The sequence below is a fragment of the Pseudoalteromonas sp. SR45-6 genome (assembly GCF_014163545.1).
Lineage (GTDB): Bacteria > Pseudomonadota > Gammaproteobacteria > Enterobacterales > Alteromonadaceae > Pseudoalteromonas > Pseudoalteromonas rhizosphaerae.
The window spans coordinates 1-5,808 of record NZ_JACJDM010000096.1 but is presented as its reverse complement, the minus strand read 5'-3'; the positions used below and the strand labels follow the sequence as shown (position 1 = coordinate 5,808).

6 protein-coding genes are annotated in these 5,808 nt (G+C 40.9%); 2 read left to right on the top strand and 4 right to left on the bottom strand.

Going from position 1 to position 5,808, the window contains the following annotated elements; all coding sequences use genetic code 11:
- On the bottom strand, positions 1-212 hold a 212-nt coding region (locus tag H5158_RS21900; RefSeq protein ID WP_182740901.1), incomplete at its 3' end, for a hypothetical protein.
- A 134-nt stretch (positions 213-346) separates the two neighbouring features.
- Complete coding sequence (gene fdxA, locus H5158_RS21895; RefSeq protein ID WP_145235999.1) at positions 347-670, bottom strand: ferredoxin FdxA; 324 nt, start codon at positions 668-670, stop codon at positions 347-349.
- Between the two features lie 165 nt (positions 671-835).
- Between fdxA and H5158_RS21890 the strand changes: the two genes are divergently transcribed.
- Positions 836-2,446 (top strand): NAD(P)/FAD-dependent oxidoreductase, encoded by a 1,611-nt coding sequence (locus H5158_RS21890; protein WP_149980145.1) that lies wholly within the window; start codon positions 836-838, stop codon positions 2,444-2,446.
- A gap of 72 nt (positions 2,447-2,518) precedes the next feature.
- Here the strand turns inward: H5158_RS21890 and H5158_RS21885 are convergent, their stop codons facing one another.
- Both H5158_RS21885 and dapA read right to left on the bottom strand, forming a co-directional pair.
- Positions 2,519-3,820: a DEAD/DEAH box helicase gene (locus H5158_RS21885; protein WP_145236005.1), complete on the bottom strand. Its 1,302-nt coding sequence runs from the start codon at positions 3,818-3,820 to the stop codon at positions 2,519-2,521.
- A 197-nt stretch (positions 3,821-4,017) separates the two neighbouring features.
- Positions 4,018-4,938 carry a 4-hydroxy-tetrahydrodipicolinate synthase gene (dapA, locus tag H5158_RS21880; RefSeq protein WP_182719557.1) on the bottom strand — a complete coding sequence of 307 codons (921 nt, stop codon included), beginning with the start codon at positions 4,936-4,938 and terminating at the stop codon, positions 4,018-4,020.
- A 170-nt stretch (positions 4,939-5,108) separates the two neighbouring features.
- Here dapA and H5158_RS21875 point away from each other — a divergent pair, with 170 nt between their 5' ends.
- Positions 5,109-5,762 (top strand): DUF6058 family natural product biosynthesis protein, encoded by a 654-nt coding sequence (locus tag H5158_RS21875; protein WP_145236013.1) that lies wholly within the window; start codon positions 5,109-5,111, stop codon positions 5,760-5,762.
- Positions 5,763-5,808 lie beyond the last annotated feature (46 nt).

The window sequence follows — 5,808 nt, the reverse complement described above, 5'->3', positions numbered from 1 at the left end:
GGTGGTGTGCCTTTTTCATTGGGTTCATTTTGATAGCGTAAAGGGATTAAAGTGGCTTGTTGCCAGTGCGGTTCGCTCAACTGCCCATCAAGATCAATACCTTGCTCAATGTGCGCTAAACTAAATTGTTGTTGCTCAGCGTGTGCAAACGTACTACATAAAGCGAAAGCTAAAATCCAGACAGGTAACGTTATTAATTTTATATACTGCATAAACATCCATTTAATACTCAGTTACTCGGATGAGTAAGTTAAGTAGCAATTGTAATTCACGCAGGTACATTTGTTAATATTTTGATTGCAAAAATGTTATTTTAATTAACTAACCAAGGCAAAAAGCTGAGATTTTAGGTCTCAATTAACTTTAATTTATCGGCCACACCATTCCAGGTATCGGCATCTTCAGGGGCTGGTTTTACATCAGTGATACGCGGCCAAATAAGGGCAAGTTCGGCATTCAGTTCGGTGAATTCTTGTTGCGAATCAGGTAATTCATCTTCTTGATAAATTGCTTCAGCGGGGCATTCTGGAACACATAAACCACAATCAATACAATCAATCGGACTGATCGCCAAGAAATTAGGGCCTTCATAAAACGCATCAGCTGGACACACTGCTACACAGTCAGTGTATTTACACTTTATACAGTTTTCAGTGACTACAAATGCCATTTTAACGTTTGCCTAACATATCTTAATACAGCTGGAGATCATACCCAACCACAGCCAAAATACAATAAATAATCGCTGCCATCGAGGCTTAAATTAACGTAAAATAGTCCGCTATTGTGAGCAACTCGCGTCAGCGATTGCTAAGACACCTAACAGAGACTAAATATGATACGTTTAACAGAAATTAAGCTGCCACTTGATCATGGCGAAGATGCCATAAAGCAAGCAATTATAACTAAACTTGGCATTGATAACAGCCAACTCCATAGCTTTAATGTCTTTAAACGTGGTTACGATGCCCGCAAAAAAACCGCCATTTTACTTATTTATACCCTCGACATTGAGGTTGATAATGAAGCGCAATTATTAATTCAGTTTGCTAAAGACCAACATGTAAAACCAGCCCCTGACACCAGCTATAAATTTGTTGCTCAAGCACCAGCAACAATTCAAGAACGTCCTGTGGTAATAGGCTTTGGCCCTTGTGGACTGTTTGCTGGTTTAATACTGGCGCAAATGGGGTTTAAACCCATTATTTTAGAACGTGGTAAAGAAGTACGTGAACGTACCAAAGACACTTTCGGTTTTTGGCGAAAACGTACTCTAAATACCGAGTCAAACGTGCAATTTGGTGAAGGCGGCGCAGGAACATTCTCTGACGGAAAACTTTACAGCCAAGTTAAAGATCCAAAGCATTATGGTCGTAAAGTGATCACTGAATTTGTAGCTGCGGGCGCACCAGAAGAAATTATGTATGTCAGCAAACCGCATATTGGTACTTTTAAGCTGGTTACGATGATTGAAAAAATGCGTGCAAGTATTGAAGCGCTCGGCGGTGAAATTCGTTTTAGCACCCGCGTTGATGACATCCTACTTGATGATGGCCAAGTAACAGGACTGAAATTATCCTCCGGTGAACAACTTGATACCCGTCATGTTGTGCTTGCGGTAGGTCACAGCGCACGTGATACATTTAAAATGGTATACGATAAAGGGATTTACGTTGAAGCAAAACCGTTTTCAGTTGGTTTTAGAATTGAGCACAAACAATCTATGATCGATGAATGCCGTTTTGGTGATAATGCTGGTAACCCGATCCTTGGCTCTGCAGATTACAAACTGGTTCACCATTGTCACAGTGGCCGTACTGTTTACAGTTTTTGTATGTGCCCAGGCGGTACTGTGGTCGCAGCAACCTCGGAAGAAGGTCGCGTGGTAACAAATGGCATGAGTCAGTATTCTCGCAGCGAACGCAACGCTAACAGTGCCATTGTTGTGGGAATTTCTCCTGAAGAAGATTTCCCAGGTCATCCATTAGCCGGTATTGATCTGCAGCGAAAACTAGAAGAGCAAGCCTTTGAACTAGGTGGTAGTAATTACGATGCACCGGCACAGTTAATTGGCGACTTCTTGAAAGGTAAAGATTCAAGTGACTTAGGCGATGTAAAGCCTTCATACACACCAGGTATCAAACTCACTGATCTAGCAAATGTGTTACCTAAATATGCAATTGATGCCATTCGTGAAGCAATTCCTGCATTTAATAAGCAAATTCGTGGTTTTTCATCGAACGATGGTTTATTAACCGGCGTTGAAACCCGTACCTCATCACCAATTTGCATTAAACGAGATAAAAGCATGCAAAGTATCAATACCCAAGGCCTATACCCTGCCGGTGAAGGTGCGGGTTATGCAGGTGGTATTCTTTCCGCAGGCATTGACGGTATAAAGGCCGCTGAAGCATTAGCGTTATCTATGCTTGAGAAAAATAGCTAAGTAGTTTTTCACTGTTCACAAAAAAGCCTCATTTATTGAGGCTTTTTTGTGTTAATGACTTAACTTATACCATTATTTCTTTAACGAAAGTTTGGCACCTTTGAGGGTTTTACGTACGTTTGAGATACGTGAACGGTTTTTAGCTCGCGCTTCACCAGTTGCTTGACCTGATGGTTTATTTGAATGGCTACGACGCAAATGCGATGGTTTTTTGCCAATTTTATCAATCAGTACTTCACGGTTACTTACTTCATAACCCGGCAAGTATTCACGCTGAATTTTTTGACCGATTAAGGTTTCAATTTCAAACAACATATTTTCTTCTTCGCGGCTAACAAATGAGATTGCTTGACCTTGTTTACCGGCACGACCTGTACGACCAATACGGTGTACGTAATCTTCAGCAAGCCATGGTAAGTCAATATTAATTACACGTGGTAGGTCATCAATATCAATCCCGCGAGCGGCAACTTCTGTAGCCACAAGCACACGTACTTTACCCGCTTTGAAATCACTTAATGCACGACGACGGTTACCTTGGGTTTTATCACCATGGCACACAGCAGCCGGGATACCATCTAAGTTTAATTCTTTAACTAGCTCATCAGCCGTTTCTTTCATGTTGACGAACACTAACACTTGCTGCCAGTTTTTCTTACCGATCAATTCAGAAAGCAACTCTTGTTTACGGCGCTCTTCAACTGGATAAACCACGTGATGAACGGTTGCAGCAGTGCTGTTGGTTTGATCAACACGGACAATTTCAGCTTGCTTGAGTACTTTGCTAGCAAACTGTTTAATTGCCGCTGGGAATGTTGCAGAGAACAACAAAATTTGGCGATCTTCAGCACAGCCATTGATCACTGTTTGCATATCACCAATAAAGCCCATATCAAGCATACGGTCAGCTTCATCGAGCACAAGATGTTGTACGTCAGCAAGGCTTAGATTACCTAAACGAATATGATCCAGTAAACGACCCGGTGTTGCGACTACGATATCGACACCCGCTTTTAAGCCATTAGCTTGACCTACCGTACTAACACCGCCAAATAAACTCACAGTTTTAAGCTTGGTGTACTTTGCAAAATCAGTAAAATTATTGGCAATTTGCTCTGCAAGCTCACGGGTTGGTGCTAGCACTAAGGCACGTGGCGCATTAGTTTTTGTGTATTCAACTTCAGATAATTTTTGAATAATTGGTAAAGCAAAAGCAGCTGTCTTACCGGTGCCTGTTTGGGCACTGGCTAAAACATCTTTGCCTTTACGTACTGCTGGAATAGCATTACGTTGAATGGGCGTAAGGGTGTGATAGTTAAGTTCATCTAACGCCTGAAGAAGTTCAGGGGCAAAACTAAAAGATTTAAAATTCATGCTGTATAACCTGCGGCCACATTATCAAGGGTCGCAAATTATACAGCAATTTAAGGCAAACAGTTAGTTTTTAAATATATAAACCAACTAGAATTACCTTTTCTCTTCTACAGCCATTTTTGTGTTTGACCTTTTCAAAGCATACTTTGCTAAGCAATAACAACAATGGTTGGCGATCTTTTAAAGCCCAAACTAAATTATGGCAGAATAATTGTATTTTCTAAATTTAATGGTGTGGCTTTAGAGCCACCTACAACAGCAACATCATCAAGTTGATTGATCAACGTAACCCCTTGCACTTGCTGCTGCTCATTTAATGGCACATAAGGTAATCTAAATACAGGCTTGACTGCACCTGTCATCATCAATGCAGTATTAATTGCAATTGGATTTGGCTCACAGAACAACCAACTGATCAAAGGTTGTAATGACGCGTTCAACGCGTCGCTTTTGCTGTCCATTAATTGACGATACAAGCCAGGAATTAAATTAGAGGTTACCGAGATCACGCCATGCGCTTTATAAGTATGGCGAGCATCATGTGCTTCATCGTCATTACCAGACCAACAGGCAATACCTTGTTGCTCATAGTGATTAATGCGCTCATTACCACCGCACTCTTTTACGCCAATAAAGTTTTCATGTTGTGCCAACGGCTCAATAATGTCAGGGGTTAAATCTTGTCCTGTACGCCCTGCTACGTTGTAAATAAATGCCGGACCAATTGCCAGCACTCGTTTGAAGTGTTCAATCACACCGGCAATCGATGTGCGGCCATAATAAGGGTTAATTTGTAGCGCTGCGTCCATACCGCTGGCAAAGCCATACTCAGTCGCTTTAACGGCTTCGCGGGTATTGTTACTGCCAGTGTTACCAACAATCACCAACTTATCTGCATACTTATTAACGCTGTGCGCAATCAGCATTAAATGCTCTTCCCAGTTCATTAACTGGCCTTCACCTGTGGTTCCACCGACCACAATACCATCAACACCGGCGGCGATCTGCTGTTCAACTAAATAATCATAGGTGGCTAAGTCAATTTCACCACTGGCTAAATAAGGCGTTTTAATTGCTGTGATGAGGCTTGCTTGTTTAATTTGTTCTAGGGTGCGCATAAAAAATTAATCTTAAAAAAACTTGCCGTAGTTGTAACATAAAAGCAGGCGTTTTCCGAGTGTTGCATAACTAATTAATTAAATTACTTGTGTTGTAGAGGTGCTTAGTCCAAAATAAACAACTGTATAAATGAACAGTATATTTATTTTCTAACCTTGAGTGCACTTTTATGCGTTTATCACGATTTTTAGCAACCCATTTTTATCACAGCGAAGAGCTTTGTCATGCCTTAGCAATCGATGAAGATACTCTTGCAATTTGGCAACAAAACGGGTTATTTCCAAAACCCAGTTACTGTATTAAAAATCAGCTTAGTTGTAGCTCTTACTCTGGTTTATATGAATGCGAAGAATACGACGACTTCTATCCAAGAGGATGCGTTAACTGGGGACAAGGCTTAGCCAAGCAAAAAATTGATTCATCCAGTCAAGCCTTCAACTACTTTGCACAGCAATACAGTGCAAGTTTAACGAAGTTAGCTCAACAAGGGTTTGAATTTAACGAAGAGCTATTTGGTTGTGAATTAGAAGAGCACCTACAACAAGTATGGCAACAATTTTTATGCAGTAAATACGGTGTGCTAACTCAAAATGGCTTAATTGAAGAAATCGCCGCCGTTGATATTGGTCGCTTAGTTGTAGATGATATAACCGAATTACGCACAAAGCCAAACCTCACACAAGCAGAGCGAAGCAAATTACACCCTGCTTTAAAACTATTAAATCGCGCGCTTAGTCATGGTGCCGAACACGAAAAACAACATACCCTTCGTGCCCGTTATATTGATGCACTGGTGCTTAAATATGATTTATCGGTTAAGTGAAGAAAAAAAGTTTTAGGTTTTAGGTTTTAGGTTTTAGGTTTTAGGT

Excerpts from the sequence above, each read along its gene's own strand:
- fdxA (WP_145235999.1), bottom strand. The coding sequence starts at position 670 with ATGGCATTTGTAGTCACTGAAAACTGTATAAAGTGTAAATACACTGAC.
- H5158_RS21890 (WP_149980145.1), top strand. The coding sequence starts at position 836 with ATGATACGTTTAACAGAAATTAAGCTGCCACTTGATCATGGCGAAGAT.
- H5158_RS21885 (WP_145236005.1), bottom strand. The coding sequence starts at position 3,820 with ATGAATTTTAAATCTTTTAGTTTTGCCCCTGAACTTCTTCAGGCGTTA.
- dapA (WP_182719557.1), bottom strand. The coding sequence starts at position 4,938 with ATGCGCACCCTAGAACAAATTAAACAAGCAAGCCTCATCACAGCAATT.
- H5158_RS21875 (WP_145236013.1), top strand. The coding sequence starts at position 5,109 with ATGCGTTTATCACGATTTTTAGCAACCCATTTTTATCACAGCGAAGAG.